The sequence below is a fragment of the Streptomyces cellostaticus genome, assembly GCF_001513965.1.
GTDB lineage: Bacteria > Actinomycetota > Actinomycetes > Streptomycetales > Streptomycetaceae > Streptomyces > Streptomyces cellostaticus.
The window spans coordinates 13,430-32,906 of the sequence record NZ_KQ948062.1 but is presented as its reverse complement, the minus strand read 5'-3'; the positions used below and the strand labels follow the sequence as shown (position 1 = coordinate 32,906).

The window sequence follows — 19,477 nt, the reverse complement described above, 5'->3', positions numbered from 1 at the left end:
CAAGGGCGCCGAGGAAGCGGCGGCCGGCGAACGCGGGGCGGCGGAAGGCGCGGGCGGGAAAACTGCCCGCCAGGAGGTGGACGAGAACCCACAGAATCACTCCCGCCAAGACGACGCCGTGAAGAAGTGCGGCGACCCGGTGGACGTCGCCACCGGCAAGATGTTCCTGCCGCAGACGGACGCGACCCTCCCCGGTGTGCTGCCTCTGATCCTCAAGCGGCGCGCGGAGTCCGGCTACCACCTGGGCCGCTGGTTCGGCCCCTCTTGGTCCTCCACCCTGGACCAGCGTCTGGAGATCGACGCGAAGGGCGTCGTCTTCGTCACGGAGGACGGCCTACTCCTGGCGTACCCGCACCCGGCCCCCGGCCTGCCCACCCTCCCGTCCCACGGCCCCCGCTGGCCCCTGGACCGGGTGGACGGCGGCTACACGATCACTAACCCGCAGACCCTCCGCACCTGGCACTTCGCCGACCGGGGCGAAGCCCTGGCGGTGCTGGAACAGATAGACGACCGCAACGGCAACTGGATCACGTTCGAGTGCGACGCGGAGGGCACGCCGCTGGCCATGGTGACGAGCGCCGGCCAGGGCGTCCGCATCACCACGGAGTCGGGCCGCGTAACGGCCTACCACCTGGCGGGGGCGAACACGGAGCTGAAACGCTTCGGCTACACGGACGGCAACCTCACGGAGGTCATCAACTCCTCTGGCCTGCCGCTCCGCTTCACCTACGACGACTCGGACCGGGTCACGTCCTGGACGGACACGAACGACCGCAGCTACACCTACGAGTACGACGACCAGGACCGCTGCACAGCCCAGACCGGCTCCGCAGGCCACATGGCCACGCGCTTCTCCTACCAGGAACCGGATCCTGAGACAGGCCTGCGCGTGACCACGGCGACCAACGGCGAAGGCCACAGCACTCGCTACCTGGTCAACGACGCCCGGCAGGTCGTGGCCGAGATCGACCCACTCGGCGCCGAAACCAGATACCACCGCGACCGCTACAACCGCCTGCTGTCCCAGACCGACCCGCTGGGCCACACGACGACATTCGACTACGACGAGGCGGGCAACACCACAAGGGTGATACGCCCGGACGGCCGCGAGGCGCGGGCGGAGTACAACGAACTCGGCCTTCCGGTGAAGGTGGTCAATCCGGACGGCACGGTGATCCGGCAGGGCTTCGACGAGCGAGGCAACCGCACCTCGGTGACGGACCCGGCAGGCCAGACCACACACTTCACGTACACGGAGGCCGGCCACCTGAGGTCCGTGACGGATCCGTTGGGCCACACGACGAGGGTCGTGTGCGATCGAGCGGGCCTCCCGGTGGAGGTGACGGACCCGCTGGGCGCTGTGACCCGCTACGAACGGGACGCCCTCGGCCGCGCGATCTCGACAACAGATCCGACGGGTGCGGTGACCCGCCTGGAGTGGACGGTAGAAGGCCACCTGTCGGGCCGTACGGCTCCGGACGGCACGACCGAGTCATGGACATACGACGGTGAGGGCAACTGCACAAGCCACACGGATGCGATGGGCGGCATTTCCCGCTTCGAGTACACCCACTTCGACCTGCTGACCGCCCGCACCGGTCCGGACGAGGTCCGCTACGAGTTCGACCACGACAGCGAACTGCGCCTGACCAAGGTCACCAACCCGCAGGGCCTGACATGGACGTACGAATACGACGCAGCGGGCCACCTGGTCACGGAGACGGACTTTGACGACCGCGCCCTCACCTACACCCATGACGCGGCAGGCCGCCTTGCCTCACGCAGAAACGTTCTTGGCGAGGTCCTGTCCTTCGAGCGCAACGAACTGGGCCAAGTGACCTGCAAGGACGCGGCCGGCCAGGTCACGACCTACGCCTACGACCTCACCGACCAACTCGCCCAGGCCACCGGCCCGGAGGGCACGACGGTCACGCTGCTGCGTGACCGCTACGGCCGCCTGCACTCGGAAACAGTCAACAGCCGCACGCTGAGCTATACATATGACGCCCTGGGACGCCGCACCGGCCGCACGACCCCCATCGGCGCCACCACCACATGGTCGTATGACGCCGCCGGCCGCCGCACCGACATGGTGGCCTCGGGCCGCGTCATCGGCCTCACCTACGACGAGGCAGGCCGCGAACTCGCCCGCCACATCGGCGGAACGATCGCCCTGGAGCACACCTTCGATGCGCTGGGCCGGCTGATGACCCAGTCGGTGACCGGTGCCGCAGGCCGCATGGTCCAGCACCGGGCGTACACCTATCGCGCCGACGGCAACCTGATCGGCATCGACGACCACCTCTCCGGCACCCGCCGCTTCGATCTGGACGCGGCGGGACGGGTGACAGCGGTACACGCATCTGGCTGGACGGAGCGCTACGCCTACGACGAGGCGGGCAACCAGGCCCAGGTGAGCTGGCCGACAGACCATCCGGGCCAGGAGGCAGTCGGCACCCGCACCTACACAGGCACCCGCATCACCCGAGCCGGCAACGTCCGTTACGAACACGACGCCCTCGGCCGCATCACCCTGCGCCAGAAGACCCGCCTGTCGCGCAAGCCGGACACCTGGCGCTATGAATGGGACGCCGAGGACCGCCTGACGTCTGTAGTGACTCCGGACGGCGCCCGCTGGCGCTACACCTACGACCCCCTCGGACGCCGCACGGCAAAGCTGCGCCTGGCGGAAGACGCCGAAACGGTCCTGGAAAAGGTGGACTTCACCTGGGATGGAACGATCCTCTGCGAACAGACCACAACGTCTGTAGACCTCCCGCACCCGGTCACCCTCACCTGGGACCACCAGGGCCTACGCCCTCTGTCCCAAACGGAACGCATCACCGCTGCGAACGCATCCCAGGAGGAGATCGACTCCCGCTTCTTCGCCATCATCACCGACCTGGTCGGCACCCCCAGCGAACTCATCGATGAGCAAGGCGACATCGCCTGGCGCACCAGAAGCACGCTGTGGGGGACAACGGCGTGGGCAGCGAACAGCAGCGCCTACACGCCCCTGCGTTTCCCGGGGCAGTACTACGACCCGGAAACCGGCCTCCACTACAACTACTTCCGCCACTACGATCCCGAAACCGCCCGCTACCTTACCCCCGATCCCCTCGGGCTCGCCCCCGCCCCCAACCCGGCCACATATGTCCATAATCCTCACATTTGGACCGACCATCTCGGACTGGCTCCAGACGAGTGCCCAGAGGAAGTGCAGTCGATCTACAAGGCCCCGCAACGAGGGCAGGGCGACTTCCAAGAGCAGCATGGCTATCGAGCCGAAGACTTCCCAGGCGGGCCTGGCGATCGATACTTGAACGGCCTCGTGTATTTCGCCAAGGAGCGGGAACTGGCCGAAATGTACGCTAAGCACTACGGAGAAGGGGTGATAGAGATTCAGATACCAAAATCCGAATATCTAGCACGCTTCGCGGAGCACGAACGCCGCTACGAAGGCGGCCCTCTCACTGAACTCGAAATACCCAATAGCAAAGTCCAAGAACTGAACCAATATCCAAGGATACGCCACCGATGACATCTGAAGATCAATGGCAAGAAGCGAAGCGTCTACACGCTGTAGGGTCAGAAGTGCGGGGAACAGTGAACGCAAAGTTTCCCTTTGGAGTCTTTTTGGATTTGCCTGAAACTCCAGAAATTACCGGATTTCTCGATATTGCCTCTTATAACCCAACGTCAACCGATTCCAGTCCCGTGCCGCTACCGGATGTTGGGGTGTCGGTAGCTGGGGTGGTCTCCTACCATGACGAACAGAGCAAACAAATCCGAATCAGGGTCGGCCCTCCAGTCCATCACATCATTTACAACGGGCTGGAGAATTAATGAGGGGCACAACCGAGTGCACAATTCGCCTCTCGCGCAAACTTGAGGACACCAATGCCATTTGTTCAGCCGTCCGCAGCTTCTGGGCCCCCTGCGCCGCCTTCCTGGACTCCGCCGACAGACATTGAGCAGGCGTTGTGCGAGGCCAAGGCGCGTGAGGACTGGGCGGCCTACTTCAAGGTTCTCGCCCAGAATCGTCTTTATTTCGAGATACAGCGGGACAAGGCAGATAGCGAGCCCAGCGCGACGTATCGTGTGTTCGGATACGACCTGCGAGCCGGCGGTGAAATCTGGGCCATCTATACCGTTGGAATGCTGCCCGCGCCGGAGCCACATCGCATTTTCGAGTGCCGTACCTTCGGGTGGTTCGCCCGGGTTTGGAAGTCGACCGATCCGCCGTGGATCGTGGTGAATCCCGGCAGTCCTTGTGAGGCGTTCCTACCCTCAGCGCCCCCGCACTCTGGTAATTGGGCTCGCTATTCCATCGATAGTCCCGATTTCTCCATGCGCCTGCACACCCTCCAGGTCGGTGGACCGCTCCACGGCCCGGTGGCGCACGGCCTCGCCTGCGGTGCGCTCCTGTGCGTGAACAACGGCTCGGTCTGGAACGCGATGGCTTGGCATGGGACCGGCTACCGTCTGGAACGCAAGCGGCTTCGCGAGTGGTGGGGCATCACCGCTCGCGAGGGCTGGCAGTGCGCTTTGGCCAACCTGATTTCGCGTGAATCGCACAGCGCCATCTGGGATTTCACCCTCGGGATGCGCCGCACTATCGCCCGTGACTTCGGCGGGCACGTCGACGTGGGGTACTGGCGGCAGGCCGCCGCCAACGTCATCCGGGCGAACTCCGAGGGCTCGGTCGTGGTCACCGAGGACGGTGCTACCAAGACCGAGCCTCGGCCCGAGTCCGAGACCGAGGCTCGCATCGAAGGCATCCAGCGGCTCATCGGGCGCATCACCAGGTACGAGGCCCGGATGCGTGCCGACGGCGTGCTCGATGAGAGCCGGTACGTCTCCTCCGTCGACGCCTGGGATCTCGGGCGCGCCTCGAAGATGGCCCGGTGGGGGCTCGGAGCCCGGTTCGGGACGCTGGAGGAGACCGAGTCCGCCGTCATCCAGGCGGGGCGGGCCGCCGCCCTGTCCTACAAGTCATGGCAGGACTTCTCCGCCGGCTACATCCTCGGGCGCTGTCTCCACTTCGATGAGGAGGAGTTCGGGGAGTGGTATCAGGACATGGTCGAGGCCCATCGGATCCTGATGTCCGACCCCGGTAGCCCCTGGCTCAACATTCCCTTCCAGTGAGAGCCCGGAGAGCCGGTGAGCTCCCCTACTCCTCCGTGAACAGTTCCGCCGCGTCCGTCGCGTGCACCGCCCGCTGTGCCCAGAGCTCCAGCTGGTCCAGATCCGTGCAGTCCATCACCCGCTCGCGGACGTCGTCGGGCACAGGAATGCTGCGCCACTCAAGGATGCGCAGCGTCATCTCCGCCTTGACCTCGGCCCGGCCCTGTTCCCGCCCCTCTTCGCGCACCTGTTCGGCCAGCGGGTGTCGCCAGAAGTACTGGATCGCCGTCATCAAATCCCTCCACATCTGCTTCGCCTGGGGATCGGCCAGGCATGAGTCGACGAACTGCACGAAGACCGCGGCGCTGTCGGGGTCGATGGTCCGCAGGGCGGACGCCAGGGATTCCAGTATGGCCGGGGCCTGGGGGCCACGCCCGTGTGTCATCGCCGAAAGCACCGCAAGGGGTACGTCCCGTTCCGCCTGCCGCTCGTCCGCGATCACCGGCACGTTGTCCGGACCCAGCACCAGTGGACGTACCGTCAGCGAATCCCAGCCCGGGAAACCCAGCCGAATCGGGCGCGACGCCCACCGCGCCGTAGCACTGCTCTGCGTGATGACGATCAGCACGGGCTCGCAGCGGTACTTCTCGTACAGGTAGGAGAGGTAGTACGGCCAGCTGCCCCGCTTCCGCTCATCCTTCTTCCCCTGCGACTCGACCACGAGGAGATACGTCCCCTCATCCGTCTCCGCCCGCAGCAACGTGTCCACCCGACGCTCGACCGGCTCGATCTCCGTCAGATCCACGTTCAGCGCCGCAATCTCCCGCGGCTCGGGAAACGGCACGTCCAGCACCCGCTGTAAGGCCCGAGTCAGCAGCGTGGGGTCCTTCTGGAAGATCCGGTGCAGCGCCTCATGCGACGAGCCGACCATCAGCTCTCCTTTCGTATGACGTGATCAACGAGCTAGGCCGCCGCAAGTTCGCACCACACGAACTTGCCTCGGTCGCCGAACCTGGCCGACGGCTGCCAGCCCCAGTAGTCCGCGCACCTCACAACCAGGCCCAGACCTCGGCCTTCCTCCTGCTCACCCACCTGCTCCAACGGTCGTGGCGGATCCGGCGGCTCGGGATCCGTGTCCCACGCCCCGATCCACACCACCCCCTCCGCCGTTCGGCGAACCCTGAGGGCAGCCGGCCCCTTCGTGTGACGCACAGCGTTGGAGACCAGCTCCGTCGCCAGGAGTTCCGCTGTGTCCACCAGCCCGATCAGGCCGTGCAGCGTCAGGATCAGACGCAGGGTGCGACGGCACACCGTGACCGCTCTGAGGTCGTTGGGGATGTAGAGCGTGTAGTCCCAGGATTCGTTTTCGGGCATGCGGCATCAACTCCAGCCAGTGAGTGGGATTGGCGCGCGGCGGCATTGCCGTAGCCGTCGTGGCATGACGGGACGGTGCACTTCCGCTGCGTGTGCGCTACGTCACTGACGGTAGATCTAAATCTAGGGACGCGGCAAGCCGATCGCGTAATCTGACGCCGAACGCGTTAGGAGGACCAGTCGATGGTGAAGAGGCGCGAACCAACAGCACGCCAGATGAGGCTCGCAACTGAACTGCGCAGACTCCGTGAAGCTGCGGGTCTCAACTCCCGCCAGGCGGCCGCGCTGCTCGGCGTGAGCCCGGCCCAGATCACCCACATCGAGTCCGCCCTCGCAGGTGTGAGCGAACAACGACTCCGCCGCCTCGCATCCCACTACGCCTGCACAGACGAGGAGTTCATCAACGCACTCGTCGCCATGGCCACCGATCGGGCACACGGCTGGTGGGAGGAGTACCGGGGCCTGCTGCCCACGCCATTCCTGGACCTGTCCGAGCTGGAGCACCACGCCCGGTTTCTACGCCACGTGGCAATCCTGTATGTGCCGGGTCTGCTGCAGACCGAGGCCTACTCACGCGCCGTCTTCTCGTCCAGGCTGCCGGAACTGACCGCCGATGAGCTGGAGTTGCGCATTAGGCACCGAAAGGCGCGCCAGGATTTCGCCATCCCGTACGAAGCGGTGATCCACGAGGCGGCACTTCGGATCAGAGTCAGCGACCGTGCCACCTCAAGGGCTCAACTCACGCGACTCCTAGAGCTCTCCGAAGCGGACCACATCACCGTGCGTGTCGTCCCCTTCGACCTGGACGGCTTCGCCAGAGCCTCCAGCACGATGACGTACGTGGGCGGCCCCCTGCCCAAGCTGGACACCGTGGTCCGCGACGCGCTGCACGGCTCGGCCTTCATTGATTCCGAGGCTCAACTCAACACCTACCGAACGAGTTTCCGTAAGGTGGAGGCCGCGTCACTCGACCCTCAACAGTCGCGTGAATGCATCCACAGGCTGGCGAAGGAACTATGAGGAACCCCATGGGCAACTGGCGGAAGTCGTCCTACTCGGGTCCGGGCGACGGAAACGAATGCGTGGAGATCGCAAACTCACCCACCCACATAGCCATCCGCGACTCAAAGGCCCCGGCCAGGGCAACCCTCACCTTCCCGGCCGACGCCTTCACCCCCTTCATCGAAGCCCTGAAGAGACGCTGATGGCGGCTTACGGCACCGACGCGTACACCGGCATGGACGCGCTCCCGCCCCTCGTGCAGCAAGCCCTGACCGCCGCCCGCACCCACCGCTTCCCGTACTCCTGCCGTCCCGAACAGGGCCGCCTGCTACACGCGTTGGCAGGCGGCGCCGAGGCCCGTATCGGGGAGACCGGCACTGGGCTCGGCGTCGGCCTGGCCTGGCTGGCCTCGGGGGCGGGGCCAGGGGTCCGGCTGTACAGCGTGGAGCGGGACCCGGAGCGGGCACGGCTCGCCGCCGAGGTCTTCGCCGGCCGTCCCGAGGTCACCGTGCTGAACGGCGACTGGCGCCGGATCGAGGAGTACGGTCCTTTCGACCTGCTCGTGCTCGACGGCGGCGGGCAGGGCAAGGTGCCCGGGGATGCGCCCGCTGACGTAGAACGGGTGCTCGCGCCCGGCGGGACCGTCGTCGTCGACGACTTCACCCCGGCGACCGGCTGGCCCCCGCTGCACGAGGGTGCCCCCGACCTCGCCCGGCTGCACTGGCTGGAGCATCCCGCCCTCCGCGCGACCGAATTGCGACTCGCGCCCGACCTGAGCACCGTCGTGGGCACGAGGCTCCTGGTGTAGGAAGGGTGCTGTCGTCCCCCGACAGCTTTCTCCGACAGCCAAAGGAGTACGCCGCGTGTCTTCCCTCTTCCCCGCCCTGGCGGACGGTTCGGGCGAGCGGGTCGCCCTGCGGTTCGGCGAACGGTCGTTGACGTACGGCGGACTCGCCGGTGCTGCGGGAGCCGTCGCCGCGCGGATCCGGGGTGCCGGCCGGGTCGCCGTGTGGGCGACCCCGGAGCTGGAGACCGCCGTCGCGGTGACGGGCGCGCTGCTCGCCGGGGTGGCCGCGGTGCCGCTGAACCCGAAGTCGGGCGCGAAGGAGCTGGCACACATCGTCAACGACAGTGCGCCGGACCTGATCCTGGCAGCTCCCGGCGCCGAACTGCCCTCCACTCTTGGCGACCTGACACGGCTCGACGTCGACGCGTCCGGCACCGGCACCGCCCCCGAGGAGCAGGCCTCCGACACCGCCCCGGCCCTGATCGTCTACACCTCCGGCACCACCGGCCCGCCCAAGGGCGCCGTCATCCCGCGCCGGGCCCTCGCCACGACCCTGGACGCGCTCGCCGACGCCTGGCAGTGGACGGCGGAAGACGTGCTGGTGCACGGGCTGCCGCTGTTCCATGTGCACGGGCTCGTGCTGGGCATCCTGGGCCCGCTGCGGCGCGGCGGGTCGGTGCGGCACCTGGGGCGCTTCAGCACCGAGGGCGTGGCACGGGAACTGAACGGCGGCGCGACCATGCTGTTCGGGGTGCCGACCATGTACCACCGCATCGCCGAGACCCTGCCGGGCGACCCGGAGCTGGCCAAGGCCCTGGCCGGGGCCCGGCTGCTGGTCTCCGGCTCGGCGGCGCTGCCCGTGCACGACCACGAGCGGATCGCGGCCGCCACCGGCCGGCGGGTGATCGAGCGGTACGGCATGACGGAGACGCTGATGAACACGAGCGTGCGGGCCGACGGGGAGGCCCGGGCCGGGACGGTCGGGGTGCCGCTCCCCGGCGTTGAGCTTCGGCTGGTGGAGGAGGACGGCTCCGAGGTGGCCGACTACGACGGGGAGACTGTCGGCGAGATCCAGGTGCGCGGCCCGAACCTGTTCACCGAGTACCTCAACCGGCCCGACGCGACCGCCGCCGCGTTCACCGCCGACGGCTGGTTCCGCACGGGTGACATGGCGGTGCGGGAGCCCGACGGATACGTCCGGATCGTCGGGCGCAAGGCCACCGATCTGATCAAGAGCGGCGGGTACAAGATCGGGGCCGGGGAGATCGAGAACGCGCTGCTGGAGCACCCGGGGGTGCGGGAGGCGGCGGTCACCGGGGAGCCGGACGCGGACCTGGGCGAGCGGATCGTGGCCTGGATCGTCCCGGTGGATCCGCAAGTGCCGCCCACAGCCGACGAGTTGGCCGACCATGTCGCCGCCCGGCTGGCCCCGCACAAGCGGCCGCGCGTGGTCCGCTATCTGGACGCGCTCCCCCGCAACGACATGGGGAAGATCATGAAGCGGGCGCTGGTGGCCGATGCCTGAGCGGCTGTCGGCGCGGGAGATCCTGGCGCTGGTCACGGACGAGGCGACCTTCGACGAACTCCCCGGCACAATAAGGAATCCGACGGCCGACGGCCCCCTGGGCTGGCAGGGCTACGACGCCTCGCGCGCGCGTGCCGCCGAACGCACCGGCGAGGAGGAGTCGGTCGTCTGCGGCACCGCGAGCGTCGCGGGCACCCGGGCCGTGCTGATCGCGTTCGAGTTCGGCTTCCTCGGCGGCTCCCTGGGCGAGCGCACCGGCGACCGCCTGGAGGCGGCGTACACGCACGCCCGGGCGCACCGGCTGCCGGTCGTGCCGCTCGTCGCCACCGGCGGCAGCCGGATGCAGGAGGGCATGCTCGCGCTGACCCAACTCCAGCGGGTGGCCCGCCAGTCGGCGCTCACCCGGGAGGCGGGCCTGCCGCAGATCGCCGTCCTGCGGGACCCGACGACCGGCGGCGGCTGGGCCACCCTCGGCGCCGGAGCCGACGTGATCCTGGCGCTCCCGGGCGCGCAGGTGGGTTTCGCGGGTTCCCGGGTGCGGCCCCCGGACGCAGATCCGAACGCCTACACGGCGCAAGCGCAGGTGGCGGCGGGTTCGGCCGACGCGGTGGTCCGGCCGGAGGAACTGCGGGAGACGCTGGGGTGCTGGCTGCGGCTGCTCACCACCCCGGCGCAGGAGGCCCCCGTACCGCATGCCCTCGGCACCGCCGCCCTCCCCGACACCGGCTGGGAGGCCGTCCGTCGCGCCCGTTCCCCCGAACGCCCCCGCGCGCACACCTACTTGGACGCCTGTTTCACCCGCCGGGTCACGATCTCCGGCGACCGCTGCGGCGGTACCGACCCCGACGGCATGCTGTGCGGGTTCGGTGAGCGGGACGGCCGTAGCGTGGCGTACGCGGCACAGACCGGGGCGGCGACCCGACCCTCCGGGTACCGCACCGCGGCCCGGTTGATCCGGCTCGCGGACCGGCTCGACATCCCGGTGCTGACGCTGGTGGACACGCCGGGTGCCGCCAATGACGCCGAGGCGGAGCGGCAGGGGGCCGGGGCCGCCATCGCGGAGGTGTTCGGAGCGGTGGCGGCCGCCCGGGTCCCGGTCACCACGCTCGTGATCGGCGAGGGCGGCTCCGGCGGGGCGCTGGCGCTGGCCGCGCCCGGCAACACCTGGGCCACGCCGGACAGTTACTTCTCGGTGATCGCCCCGGAACTCGCGGCAGCGATCCTCAAGCGCCCGCCCGAGGAGGTGGAGGCGACCGCGGGACAGCTGCGCATCCGGCCGCAGGACCTGGTGGAGCTGGGGGTGGTCCGGGGCATCGTCGACACGACGGGCCACCCGGGGTCCTGAGCCACCGCACCCCCACCGCCCGGACGCTCTCCTGGCTCACCGAGCCGCTCCTGTCGCCGTGGGCCGAGGCCCGCAGGGAGACATGGGCGGCATGTCGACCGTCGGTGGCGGGAAGTCGTCGTGGCGGCTTCCCGCCAGCGGCAGCGACCGGCACGGTCGGAACCGGGGACAGCCCCACTCGCCTTCCGCAACAATGGAGTCGGTCGTGGAACAGAAGCACGGGGGGCACCGCCATGAACAGACTGATGGAGTTCACCACGGAGGACGGCGCCGTCGTCGTGGTGGAGGCCACGGAAGGCGCGAGCGGGACCCGGCTGGTCTCCCGCGGCGAGGGCAGCGGCCCGGCGGCCCAGGCCGCCCGCACCTTCGAGGGCACCCTGGACGGCGTCCGCTCGGCGGCCCAGTCCGCCCTGCGCGTCTTCCGGGACGGCAGCCTGCGCCCCGACTCCGTGGAGCTGGAGTTCGGCGTGAAGCTGACCGCCGAGGCGGGGGCGGTCATCGCCAAGGGGGCGGCGGAGGGGCAGTTGGTCGTCAAGCTGAGCTGGTCGTCGAAGGACACGACACCGACGGCCGCGGACGACGCAGGTCCGGAGCCCGCCCCCCGCTCATGAGCGGCGACGCCTGGCACGCCCGGATCGAGTGCGGGGGCGCGATCGCGGGCGCGGGCTTCCTGGTGGCCCCTCGTACCGTGCTGACCTGCGCGCATGTCGTACGGGACAGCGAGCCTGGGCTGCTGACCGTGTCGTTCCCGAACCGCCCGGACCTCGGCATGCTGTCCGCGGTCGTGGCCGTGCACGGCGGCTGGGCCGGCGGCGACACCGACCCCGGTGACCTGGCCGTACTCGAGCTGGACTGTGAAGTGCCGTTGAAGGCGGCTCGGTTCGCCCCGCCGGGACACGAACCGGGCCTTGCCTCCGAAGTGCTGGTCGCCTACGGCTTCCCGGTGGGGTACGACGAGGGCCAGCTCGCCCAGTACCAGGCCGTGTCCACCATCCGGATCGCCGACGAGTGGGTGCAGCTGGAGGCCGTGACAGCGCACGGGCAGCCGATGACGCACGGCTTCAGCGGGGCCGCGGCCACCCTTCCCAACGGCAGAGTGGTCGGCATGGTCGCGCAGGTGGCCGGCGAGCAGGGCGTACTGGCCGCCCGGATGCTGCCCACCGAGGTGCTGGCCCGGCACTGGCCCGGACTCGGCGAACTGGTCCCGGCCTGCGACGACGGCGAGGACCCGACGCGCAGGGTGTACGAGCTGGTGAGGCGAGCCGAGGCCACCGGCCTCGACTGCTCTGCGGACCAGCTGTTCGTGGACGCCGTGGGCGACTTCGGACCCGGACTGCCCGCGGGCGGATTCGGCTCGCTGCGGGCGGCGGTCGGCTATGTGCAGTGGGAGGTCGAGCAGCCGACCGAGGCCCTGGCGCGGTTCGCCGACCGGCTGGCAGAGCGGCTGGACGGACCCGCCGAGCCCGTCGTACCGGTCGAGCCCGCCGCCGGCTGGTCCCCGATCCTCGTGGAGATCGACCGCAGCGGGGCGGGCCTCGACCAGGTCACGGTCGCGGTGTCGGCATACCGCGACGGACGGCCCCGGCCGATCGGCACCGTCCGGCTTCCCTACGCCGAGATGCAGGAACAGGTCCAGCGGGGCATCGACCGCGCCTTCAAGCAACTCGCCCCGGACGCCGAGGAGTTGCTGACCTTCGTCCTGCCACGGGACTGGCTGAACCTGCCGGTGGCGCACTGGGCGTGCAGCGCGTCCGACTCCACACCCCTCGGCTGCGCCCACCCGGTGGTCGTCACCGACCACTACCGGCACCACAGCGGCCGGATGCGCCACCAGCTCGGCAAGAAGTGGCAGAAGCTGACGACGGGCTCCGGCGCCGCCCTGCACCGGGTCGACTGCGGCGCCCCGGAACGCCCCCTCGGCCTGCGCAAACGCCTGCGCGAGAAGGATGCGGGCCTGGCGGGCTACGGCGCCCCGCCCACCACCGCTCCCGACCACTTCGAGGTCGGCCTGAACATGCCCGTGCCGGTCCTGCTGTGGCCGCGCTCGGGCTGTTCGGGCGCCGCCGAGCACTCCGCGCCCTGCGCCGGCACCGCGTTCCTCGACGCGCTCGCCCCGGAGGTCGAGGGTGTCCCGCCCACCGAACTCCCCCGGCACATACAGGCGTTGCGGGAGGAGGCGGCGGAGGAAGAGGAACCAGAGCGGCACTGGGCGCGGGACATCCAGCTGCTCTGGGACGATCCACGCTGCTTCCCCGAGCCCGCCACCAGCCTGCACTCACCCGTCGCGTGAACCCGCCGCCAGAGTCCGCCACCCGAATCCGCCGCCCGAGTCCGCCGCCCGAACCCATCAACCGGACCCGCCAACCGGGCCCGTCGCCCGAACTCGTCGCCCGAGCAGCCCAACGGAGAAGGAACCGGAGAAGGAGCCCATGCCCCTGTGGCCCGTGTACACCGGCACGAAGGAGCCGCACGACGGCATCGAAAAGCTGCCCGATCCCCCGCCCTGGCGGGCCTTCGACGGCGGCCCCGCCCTGGACACGCCCGCCGACGACGCCGACACCGCGGCCACCTCCCCCGACCGCACCCACCGCGCCGCGACCTACCGGGCCACCCCGCAGACCGTCCAACTGGTCAACGCGGCCCTCTACCTGCGCCGCCCCCTCCTCGTCACCGGCCCGCCCGGCACCGGCAAGTCCTCCCTGGCCTACGCGGTGGCCCGCGAGCTGACACTCGGCCCGGTCCTGCGCTGGAACATCACCAGCCGCAGCACCCTGCACGACGGCCTCTACCAGTACGACCCCCTCTCCCGCCTGTACGCGGCCCGCCAGACGGCGGCCGCCCAGCCCCCAGGCACCCCGGCTCCCGAATCCGGCATCGCGGACCACCTCCGCCTCGGCCCCCTCGGCACCGCCCTCCTCCCCTACGCCCGCCCCCGGGCCCTGCTCATCGACGAGATCGACAAGAGCGACCTGGACCTGCCCAACGACCTGCTGAACGTCCTGGAGGAGGGCCAGTACGAGATCCCCGAGCTGGTCCGGTCGTGCGACGACCACCATCCGCAGGCCATGGTCATGGTCGACGGCACCCACGAGCGCGTCCCCGTCGAACGCGGCCGGGTCCGCTGCCGGGCCTTCCCCTTCGTCGTCCTCACCAGCAACGGCGAGCGCGAGTTCCCGCCCGCCTTCCTGCGCCGCTGTGTCACCCTGCGGCTGCTCCAGCCCGACGACTCCCACCTCGCCGACATCGTCCGCGCCCACTTCGACGGCGAACCCGACGCCTACGCACAGGAGTTGACCGACCGCTTCCTGTCCCGCGCGCGCGGCGGCGACCTCGCCACCGACCAGCTGCTCAACGCGATCTACCTGGCCCGCTCCTCCGACCTGCCCGCGGACTCCCTGCACGACCTGGCGGAACACCTCATGCCGTACCTCGGCGAGACCCAGCGCCCCGATGCCTTCTGACCGTCCCGGCTCCCCGGACCCGCTCGCCCGCCTGGCCGGCGTACTGGCCGAGGCGGCGGGCGGCGTACGCCCCACCCCGCTGGAGCTGGCGGAAGTGCTGTGGCTGGCACAGCAGTTGGAGCCGGGTGACCAGGAACGGCAAACCGCACCCCCGAAGCCCGCACCGGACGTACCGCAGGAGCAGCCCCGGCCCCCTCAGGAGGAACCCCCGACCACCCCACCGGCACCGGACCCCACCCCGGACGCCCCCCGGCACTCACCCCGCGCCCCGCTCCACCTGCCGTCCCCGACCCCCTCCGGACCCGGCGCCGCGCACGCCTCTCTCCTGGCACCGGCGCCCCCGATGCTCCGCCACCCGCTGGGATTGCAACGCGCCCTGCGCCCCCTCAAACGCCGTACCGACGCCCCCTGCGGTCACCGTCTGGACGAGCCCGCGACGGCCGACCGCATCGCCCGGCTCGGCGCGTGCCCCGAGTGGTGGCTGCCGGTGCTGCGCCCCGCCCAGGAGCGCTGGCTGCGCCTGAACCTGGTGTACGACACCGGCCCTACGATGCCCGTCTGGCGCCCCCTGGTCCGCGAACTGAACACCGCGCTCGCCCAGTCGGGCGTCTTCCGCACGGTGACCCTCCTCCGCGCCGCGCCCGACGGCACGGTCCACGGCCACGGGGCGCACGCTCCCGCCGACGGCCGCACGGTCACGCTCGTGATCAGCGACTGCATGGGCCCGCAGTGGCGGCATGGCGAGGCGGGACACCGCTGGACGGGCACCCTGCGCCGCTGGACACGCCGGCTGCCCGTCGCCGTCCTCCAGCCCCTGCCCGAACACCTGTGGCGTGACACGGCACTGCCCACCGCACCGGGCCTCCTGTCGGCACCGCACCCGGTCGCACCGACGGCCTCCCTGACCTTCGCACCGTACGACGTCTACGACGACGTCCCCGCCGACGCCGTACCGCTGCCCGTACTGGAACCGGACCCGAGATGGCTGGCGAACTGGGCGGGCCTGCTGACGTCGGCCGGCGGGACCGCGTACCCCGGCTCGGCGGCACTGCTGGGCCGCCCCCTGGACCCGGGGACCCGTACGGACGTCACCCGGCTGTCCCCGGAGGAACTGGTCCTGCGGTTTCGCGCGACCTCCTCCCCGGAGGCGTTCCGGCTGGCCGGCCATCTGGCCCTCGGCCGTCCCGACCTGCCGGTGATGCGCCTGGTCCAGCGTGCGGTGGAAGCCGACCCGCGCCCCCAGCACCTGGCCGAGGTGATCCTCAGCGGCCTGCTGACCTCGGTCACCGGCCCACCGGGGTCCTACGCCTTCCGGCCGGGCGTGCAGGACCTGCTGCTGCGCAGCCTGCCGCGGTCGTCCCGGGGCCGTACGACGGAACTGCTCGCGCGGGTGGGCGGGTTGATCGAGGAACGGGCGGGGGCGGCACCGGGCGAGTTCCCGGCGGTCACGCCCGCGGCAGGCGGTGCGGGGGCGGCGGGGGCCGACGGGGAGGCGATCGCGACGGTCCGGCCGGAGACGGTGCGCCGGCTGACCGGGCAGACCGGCGCGCCGGGCGGTGTCTACGGCGGATACCGGCTGGTGCGACAGCTCGCTCCGGGCGGGAACGTGTGGCTGGCCGAAGACGTGCAGGATCGGGACCGCGTGTCGCTACAGCTGCTGAAGCCGTTCACCGGGCCGACGCGCCGGGAGGCCTTCCTGCGGGATGCCGCACGGCTGACGGATCTGACGCACCCGAACGTGGTGGCCGTCCACGGCTTCGGGATCGAGGGCGGTGTGCCGTATGTCGCCATGGAGTATCTGGACGGCATCCCGCTGGCCGGCCTGAGGGGACCGGACGCTTTCCGGCTTCCCGCGCGGCTGCTGGTGTCGGCCGGGAATCAGCTCGCCCGAGCCGTCGGAGCCGTCCACGACGCGGGCGTCACGCACGGCGGCATCGGCCCGCGCGCGGTGCTGCTCCTGCCCGACGGAACCGTCAAACTCAGCCGCTTCAAGCTTGGAAGGACCTCGGGGGACGACGGAGAGTCGGTGGATCTGTCGGACCTGGGTCGGCTGATCCGCCATCTGGCCGCGGACCCACTGCCTTCCAGCCTCACGAGCGCCGTCGACCTCCTGTTGTCGGCCTCGCCGGACGAGCAGCGGCGCGGCAGGGCCCTGCTCGCGGACGAGCGCGCGCTGCCCGAGGCCGAGGGGCCCTCACGTGTGCGTTCCTACCAGTTCCTGGGTCCCCTGCGGGTCTCACTCCCGCAGCAGCGCCCCGCGGAGTTCGAACCGCTCGCCGGCGCCGTACTCGCCATGCTGCTGCTCAGGGACAGCCGCACGGTGACCCTCGAAGAGTTGACGGCCGGCCTGTGGAGTCCCGATGACGTACCGGACGACGCTCCGACGGTTCTCGGGCGGATCACGGCGCAGCTGCGCGACTGGCTGGGCCCGGGCGCAATCGCGGAACTCCCCGGCGGATACGCCCTGCACACCAGCCACGACTACGTGGACCTGGTCCACTGCAGGGAGCTGGAACGCTCGGCCGCGCACCTCGCGGCCGAGAACCGCCCGGCCGAGGCCCGCGACCGTCTCACCGAGGCACTGGACCTCTGGCGCGGTGACCGAGCCCTCGCGGAGGTCCCCGGCCCCACCGCCCGCACGGCCCGTACCAGCCTCCACCAGTTCCGGCTCGACCTGTACCGCCGGCGGGCCGAACTGGACCTGGACCTGGGCGAGTACGAGCGCGCGGCCACGGATCTCGGCGAGCTCCTGCGCGCGCACCCGGACCGCGAGGACTACCGCCGGCTGCTGCTGATCGCGCTGCGCCGGCTGGGCCGTGTCGAAGAGGCGCTGGAGGTGTACCAGGAGTACGAGTGGTCGGGCGGCGAGGATCCCGATCTGCTGGCCCTCGGCCATGAACTGCGCGGCGACTACACCGACTTCGAGGACCAGGGGGAACACGATCCGGGCCCTGACCACACCGCCGTGTCCGACCTGGACGACCTACCGGAGGAGGGCCTCTACCCCACCGAGGCCCCGTCGCTCCTCTACGGCCCCGACGACCCGGCGCAGGAGAGGCCGCTGCCGCGGGACGAGGTGCCGGAGAGTCTGTTCACCGCGGAGGACGACGACCGCCCGCCTCCCCCCTTCCGCAACGCGGCCCTCTTCGAATTCGCGGACGGGCCCGTGGGTGCGGACGACCGGGCGGCGCTGGGCCGGGCGGTCGTACGGCTGTTGGTGGCAAGCGGGATCGATCCGGCCCACTACGAGTTGGCGGCGCAGAACGACGGTTACTTCGTGTGGCTGCAACGCGGCGTTTCGGAGCTTCCGCTGCTCACTGTCACCCTTCGGGAGTTCTCGGACCGGGTCGCCGAGACGGGCGGCCACCGGTGGTGGGTGACGTTCCTCCGCACGTGGGACTACGACGACGAGGAGGACTGGTACCCCCAGAGGGTGGTTCTCGACCACGCCATGGACCTGAGCGGCGCCCAGGGCATCGTCGCCGTCTCCGACCCACTGCGGAACGCGCTGGCCGCCGAAGGATATTCGGGCCCCGCACTGCAGACCATGACCACCAGCCCCGCAGACGGCTGGTGCCTTCGCGCGTATCCCCCCTCCGCCGACACGGTCCATCCGGTCCAGGGCCCCTTCAGCCTGCCGGAGCGGGTTCCCTTCCCGGAGCCCGAGGGCAGCACCAGGACCGTCGTGTACACCGCACACGACACGGACGCGGACGCGGGGCTCACCCTCACCCGACCCGAAGGAGCGACGCTCTACCACGAGGTGGACCTCACCGAACGCCCCCTTGCGCTGCTCGAACTCGGGACGTCCGGCAGCGGAAACCCGGTGTTCGAGGCGGCGGGTGAGGCGGTGTGGCGGATCACGGCGCCGATCGAGGGCGTCCGGGCCGGTGAGGGACGCGTGTCCGAAGCCATCGCCCGGCATCTCCGCGGCTGCCTGGACGACGTCTCACTCGCCTACCACGCCAGCGAAACGGCTCAGGCGCAGGCCGAGTTGGACGCCTGTCTGCGCCGTCTGTCGCTGCCCGGGCACACGGTCCGCTGGGCGGTCACCCTCACACCGGTCCGCTCGTCGCGAGCAACTGCATCGCCGGGGCAGGCCGACCCCGGACTGGTCGACGCCTTGCGCACGGCGGGAGCCGTCATCCTGGGCTTCGACGGCACGCTGACCCGTCTCGCCCTCGACGCCACCGGCCTCGTACAGGAATTCCTGCCCGAAGCCGCCGGCTGGTACGACGACCCGCTCGACCTGCTCCGCCCGTCCCGGCGGCACCGGCCGAGCGAGCGGCTGGAAGAGGAACTGGCATCCCTGGAAACGGCCGCCGCCCGCGAAGCAGAGCCCCTGCCCTGCTCCGACCTGCTGGTCCGCACCCTGGCCGACAAGGGCCGGCCGCTGGCGGTGGTCACCGACCACTCGACCCGGGCGGCCTTCGCCTACCTGGGAGAGCGGCGGCTTCTGGGCTGCCTGCCCGGCGGTGTGCATGGGCGCCATGCCCTGCACACCCCGCTGATGCCCGACCCCCACCACCTGGTCCAGGCCGCCCGGCACTTCTACCTCCCCCCGAGCGACTGCCTCGTGATCGGCTCCACGGGACCCGAGCAGGACGCGGCGCTGACGGCCGGTATGAGGTTCGTCCACGTCGATACCGAGCCGACGCCGCCCTCGCCCGATTCACCCGGCCTCACCTCCCGCGGTATCGAACCCCTCCTCCGCGCCGCACAGACCCTCTGACCCGGATCTCCCGGGACGGCCGAACCCCCCATTCAGCGGCGCCCCGCCCGGCCCCCTCCCGCAGGCGCGCCGCCGGAATCCCCCAGAGGATGCGAAAGAAGCCGCCATCCGGCCCCCAAGGACC

13 protein-coding genes and 1 pseudogene are annotated in these 19,477 nt (G+C 70.5%); 12 read left to right on the top strand and 2 right to left on the bottom strand.

What is annotated here, in order from left to right:
• From AQI88_RS40400 to AQI88_RS40395, 3 genes and pseudogenes are all read left to right on the top strand, one after another.
• Positions 1–3,220, top strand: a pseudogene (locus AQI88_RS40400) (DUF6531 domain-containing protein); the annotation flags it as partial.
• A gap of 317 nt (positions 3,221–3,537) precedes the next feature.
• A complete protein-coding gene (locus AQI88_RS46345) occupies positions 3,538–3,846 on the top strand; it encodes a hypothetical protein (RefSeq protein ID WP_159050529.1) in 309 nt (102 codons plus the stop codon).
• Positions 3,847–3,981: 135 nt separating this feature from the next.
• Complete coding sequence (locus tag AQI88_RS40395) at positions 3,982–5,148, top strand: DUF1266 domain-containing protein (protein ID WP_244184592.1); 1,167 nt, start codon at positions 3,982–3,984, stop codon at positions 5,146–5,148.
• A 25-nt stretch (positions 5,149–5,173) separates the two neighbouring features.
• On the opposite strand, the gene AQI88_RS40390 is transcribed toward AQI88_RS40395, so the two are convergent.
• Complete coding sequence (locus AQI88_RS40390; protein WP_067010511.1) at positions 5,174–6,058, bottom strand: RpnC/YadD family protein; 885 nt, start codon at positions 6,056–6,058, stop codon at positions 5,174–5,176.
• A gap of 32 nt (positions 6,059–6,090) precedes the next feature.
• Complete coding sequence (locus AQI88_RS40385) at positions 6,091–6,501, bottom strand: ATP-binding protein (RefSeq protein ID WP_067010508.1); 411 nt, start codon at positions 6,499–6,501, stop codon at positions 6,091–6,093.
• Positions 6,502–6,684: 183 nt separating this feature from the next.
• Between AQI88_RS40385 and AQI88_RS40380 the strand changes: the two genes are divergently transcribed.
• From AQI88_RS40380 to AQI88_RS40340, 9 genes are all read left to right on the top strand, one after another.
• Positions 6,685–7,521 carry a helix-turn-helix domain-containing protein gene (locus AQI88_RS40380; RefSeq protein WP_067010506.1) on the top strand — a complete coding sequence of 279 codons (837 nt, stop codon included), beginning with the start codon at positions 6,685–6,687 and terminating at the stop codon, positions 7,519–7,521.
• On the top strand, positions 7,518–7,706 hold the full coding sequence (locus AQI88_RS40375) for a DUF397 domain-containing protein (protein WP_244184590.1): 189 nt from the start codon (positions 7,518–7,520) through the stop codon (positions 7,704–7,706). The genes AQI88_RS40380 and AQI88_RS40375 overlap by 4 nt, the downstream gene beginning before the upstream one ends.
• Positions 7,706–8,311: an O-methyltransferase gene (locus AQI88_RS40370; protein WP_067010499.1), complete on the top strand. Its 606-nt coding sequence runs from the start codon at positions 7,706–7,708 to the stop codon at positions 8,309–8,311. Before AQI88_RS40375 ends, AQI88_RS40370 begins: the two co-directional genes overlap by 1 nt.
• 55 nt (positions 8,312–8,366) lie before the next feature.
• Positions 8,367–9,815 (top strand): acyl-CoA synthetase, encoded by a 1,449-nt coding sequence (locus tag AQI88_RS40365; protein ID WP_067010495.1) that lies wholly within the window; start codon positions 8,367–8,369, stop codon positions 9,813–9,815.
• Positions 9,808–11,160, top strand: a complete 1,353-nt coding sequence (locus AQI88_RS40360; protein ID WP_067010492.1) for a carboxyl transferase domain-containing protein — start codon at positions 9,808–9,810, stop codon at positions 11,158–11,160. Before AQI88_RS40365 ends, AQI88_RS40360 begins: the two co-directional genes overlap by 8 nt.
• Before the next feature lie 233 nt (positions 11,161–11,393).
• Complete coding sequence (locus AQI88_RS40355; protein ID WP_067010490.1) at positions 11,394–11,771, top strand: CU044_2847 family protein; 378 nt, start codon at positions 11,394–11,396, stop codon at positions 11,769–11,771.
• On the top strand, positions 11,768–13,450 hold the full coding sequence (locus AQI88_RS40350) for a VMAP-C domain-containing protein (protein ID WP_067010485.1): 1,683 nt from the start codon (positions 11,768–11,770) through the stop codon (positions 13,448–13,450). Before AQI88_RS40355 ends, AQI88_RS40350 begins: the two co-directional genes overlap by 4 nt.
• A gap of 139 nt (positions 13,451–13,589) precedes the next feature.
• Complete coding sequence (locus AQI88_RS40345; RefSeq protein WP_067010482.1) at positions 13,590–14,621, top strand: AAA family ATPase; 1,032 nt, start codon at positions 13,590–13,592, stop codon at positions 14,619–14,621.
• A complete protein-coding gene (locus AQI88_RS40340; RefSeq protein ID WP_067010480.1) occupies positions 14,611–19,353 on the top strand; it encodes an SAV_2336 N-terminal domain-related protein in 4,743 nt (1,580 codons plus the stop codon). The genes AQI88_RS40345 and AQI88_RS40340 overlap by 11 nt, the downstream gene beginning before the upstream one ends.
• The last annotated feature ends 124 nt before the right edge of the window (positions 19,354–19,477 follow it).

Excerpts from the sequence above, each read along its gene's own strand:
- AQI88_RS40375 (WP_244184590.1), top strand. The coding sequence starts at position 7,518 with ATGAGGAACCCCATGGGCAACTGGCGGAAGTCGTCCTACTCGGGTCCG.
- AQI88_RS40390 (WP_067010511.1), bottom strand. The coding sequence starts at position 6,058 with ATGGTCGGCTCGTCGCATGAGGCGCTGCACCGGATCTTCCAGAAGGAC.
- AQI88_RS40380 (WP_067010506.1), top strand. The coding sequence starts at position 6,685 with ATGGTGAAGAGGCGCGAACCAACAGCACGCCAGATGAGGCTCGCAACT.
- AQI88_RS40385 (WP_067010508.1), bottom strand. The coding sequence starts at position 6,501 with ATGCCCGAAAACGAATCCTGGGACTACACGCTCTACATCCCCAACGAC.
- AQI88_RS40350 (WP_067010485.1), top strand. The coding sequence starts at position 11,768 with ATGAGCGGCGACGCCTGGCACGCCCGGATCGAGTGCGGGGGCGCGATC.
- AQI88_RS46345 (WP_159050529.1), top strand. The coding sequence starts at position 3,538 with ATGACATCTGAAGATCAATGGCAAGAAGCGAAGCGTCTACACGCTGTA.
- AQI88_RS40355 (WP_067010490.1), top strand. The coding sequence starts at position 11,394 with ATGAACAGACTGATGGAGTTCACCACGGAGGACGGCGCCGTCGTCGTG.
- AQI88_RS40360 (WP_067010492.1), top strand. The coding sequence starts at position 9,808 with ATGCCTGAGCGGCTGTCGGCGCGGGAGATCCTGGCGCTGGTCACGGAC.
- AQI88_RS40370 (WP_067010499.1), top strand. The coding sequence starts at position 7,706 with ATGGCGGCTTACGGCACCGACGCGTACACCGGCATGGACGCGCTCCCG.
- AQI88_RS40340 (WP_067010480.1), top strand. The coding sequence starts at position 14,611 with ATGCCTTCTGACCGTCCCGGCTCCCCGGACCCGCTCGCCCGCCTGGCC.
- AQI88_RS40345 (WP_067010482.1), top strand. The coding sequence starts at position 13,590 with ATGCCCCTGTGGCCCGTGTACACCGGCACGAAGGAGCCGCACGACGGC.